At 73.0% G+C, this 2,713-nt stretch carries 3 protein-coding genes; 2 read left to right on the top strand and 1 reads right to left on the bottom strand.

Features of this window, described 5'->3' with window-relative positions; genetic code table 11:
• Both GA0115259_RS37615 and GA0115259_RS37610 read left to right on the top strand, forming a co-directional pair.
• On the top strand, positions 1-940 hold a 940-nt coding region (locus GA0115259_RS37615; RefSeq protein WP_370749377.1), incomplete at its 5' end, for a DNA repair protein RecN.
• 246 nt (positions 941-1,186) lie between these two features.
• Positions 1,187-2,278 (top strand): glycosyltransferase family 4 protein, encoded by a 1,092-nt coding sequence (locus GA0115259_RS37610; protein ID WP_093605063.1) that lies wholly within the window; start codon positions 1,187-1,189, stop codon positions 2,276-2,278.
• Between the two features lie 35 nt (positions 2,279-2,313).
• Here GA0115259_RS37610 and GA0115259_RS37605 read toward each other — a convergent pair.
• Positions 2,314-2,713: PucR family transcriptional regulator (locus tag GA0115259_RS37605; protein ID WP_161230611.1), on the bottom strand; the 400-nt coding region annotated here is incomplete at its 5' end.

The following is a 2,713-nucleotide window of genomic DNA, read 5'->3' as shown; positions in this document are numbered from 1 at the left end:
CGCCGCGCTCGCCGACCGGATGGGCGAGATCTCCATCCTGCTGGCGGACGTCGCGGGCGAACTGGCCGGCTACGCGGACGATCTGGACGCCGATCCGCTGCGGCTGGCCGCGGTGGAGGAGCGGCGGGCCGCGCTCACCGCGCTCACGCGCAAGTACGGCGAGGACATCTCCGCCGTGCTGGCCTGGGCCGAGGAGAGCGCCGCGCGGCTGACCGAGCTGGAGAGCGACGACGACCGGATCGCCGGGCTGACGGCCGAGCGTGACGCTCTGCGCGCCGAACTGTCCGTACTCGCCCAGGCGTTGACCGACGCCCGCACGGAGGCCGCGGCGCGCTTCGCGGAGGCCGTCACGGCGGAGCTGGCCTCGCTGGCCATGCCGCACGCGCGCGTCTCGTTCGACATCCGGCAGACCGGGACCGCGGACGAGATGTCCGGGATCGTGGTGGGCGGGCGTTCCGTGGTGTACGGCCCGCACGGCGCCGACGAGGTCGAACTGCTCCTGGCTCCTCATCCGGGCGCCCAGCCGCGGCCGATCGCCAAGGGCGCGTCCGGCGGTGAGCTGTCCCGGGTGATGCTCGCGGTGGAGGTGGTCTTCGCGGGCTCCGATCCCGTACCGACCTATCTCTTCGACGAGGTGGACGCGGGCGTCGGCGGCAAGGCGGCGGTCGAGGTGGGCCGTCGGCTGGCGAAGCTCGCCAGATCCGCGCAGGTGGTGGTGGTGACACACCTTCCGCAGGTCGCGGCCTTCGCCGACCGTCAGCTTCTGGTCGAGAAGACGAACGACGGCTCGGTGACGCGGTCCGGAGTGACGGTCCTGGAGGGCGAGGACCGGGTACGGGAGCTGTCGCGGATGCTGGCGGGCCAGGAGGACTCGGAGACGGCGCGGGCGCATGCGGAGGAGCTGTTGGCCACCGCCCGAGCAGGTTCGTCTGCGGACTAGAGGATGTGGTCCGGGGACCAGGGGCTGTGATCCGGGGACTTACGGGGCGTGGTCCGGCGGTGCGGTGCGGCGGTGTGGCGGTCCGGTGCGGCTCCCGGCGCGCGCCGTGGGTTCACCCGTGTGGGTGGTTGCGATTGTGTGCTTGCGGTGCCGGACACAAGAACGACCTCCCCGCGGTGCCTGAACGCGCGTCCGGACTGGCATCCTTGACGGTGTCCCCGATCCCGATCCAGGAGCCTTGACCACGTGACTCAACTGCGTACGGTCCAGGTGCTGGGCGGTGGCAGTGCGGGCAGCAGCGCGCACGTTCGATCGTTGGCCGCGGGGCTGGTCGCCCGGGGCGTGCGCGTCACGGTGTGCGCTCCGGCGGATGTCGAGCGTATCTATGACTTCAGCGGCTCAGGGGCGCACCATGTCGCCGTACCACGGCGCGGGGACCCGGCGTCCGTCGCGACCTTGCGCGCCGCGTGCGCCGGAGCGGACGTGGTGCACGCGCATGGGGTGCACGCCGCCGTACGGACGGCGATCGCGCTCGGCGGTCAGCGGATACCGCTGGTGGTCACCTGGCACAGCCGTGCGCAGACCGAAGGACCGCGCGGCCATCTGATGCGGCTGCTGGAGCGAAGGGCCGTCAGGGCGGCGGCCATTGTGCTCGGTACATCGTCGGAGCTGGTCGACCGGGCCCGTAGCAGAGGCGCGCGCGACGCCCGCCTCGCACCGGTCGCGCTGCCCGCGTCGGACCGGCCGGTCGGCGGCCCGGAGAGCAAGGCCCGTGCCGAACTCGGCGCGGTCGAGCGGCCGTTGCTGATGGCGGTGGGCAGTCTCAGACCGGAACAGGGATACGACACGCTGCTCGACGCGGCCGAGGTGTGGCGTTGCCTCGATCCCGCGCCGCTGCTGGCCATCGCGGGCGAGGGCCGGGAGCGCGGGCGGCTCCAGCGGCGTATCGACGCGGCCGAACTGCCGGTGCGGCTGATCGGCCGCCGTGACGATGTCGCCGAACTCCTCGCCTCCGCCGACATCGCCCTGCTGCCCAGCCGTTGGGAGGCCCGCTCGGTCCTCGCGCAGGAGGCGCTGCGGCTGGGCGTACCGCTGATCGCCACGGCGGTCGGCGGGATTCCCGAACTGGTCGGCGACGCGGCGGAACTCGTACCGTACGGAGACGCGAGAGCCCTCGGCGACGCGGTGGTACGGCTGCTCGGCGACCCGGACCGCCGGCAGTGGCTCGCCACGGCGGGCCGGGCGCAGGCGGAGACCTGGCCGACCGAGGACGAGACCATCGCCCAAGTCCTCTGTGTCTACGACGAACTGGCGCAGCCTGCACGCCGTCTCCGCTGAGGCCTCCGCCGTCGTCGCCGGTACCCGCGTTACTTCTACTTCGTGTGGCGTCTCGCCCGTAGCGCCAGGCTCAGGGCCAGGACCGTCTGCGGGTCGTCCAGGTCCGTGCCCAGCAGTTCGGCGATACGGGCCAGCCGGTTGTAGAGCGTCTGGCGGTTCAGATGCAGTTCGCGGGCCGTCTCCGCTTTGCGGCCCGCGTGGGTCAGATAGACCTCCAGCGTGGGCAGCAGCTTCGGGCGGGACGTGCGGTCATGGGTACGCAGCGGGCCGATGGCGCGGTCCACGAAGGCCGCCAGGTCCTGGTGCTCCCGCAGGCGCCACAGCAGCAGGTCGATATCGAGGCGGCGCGCGTCGTACCAAGGGCGCTCGGGCAGGCCCTGCGCCGCCGTCGCGGTCTCCGCCGCGTGCCGCAGCGCCGCGCCCGCCGCCGCCCAG

The organism is Streptomyces sp. MnatMP-M17 (assembly GCF_900091995.1).
Taxonomy (GTDB): Bacteria; Actinomycetota; Actinomycetes; order Streptomycetales; family Streptomycetaceae; genus Streptomyces.
Note: the sequence above shows the minus strand (reverse complement) of the source record. Positions and strands in the feature narration are given on the sequence as shown.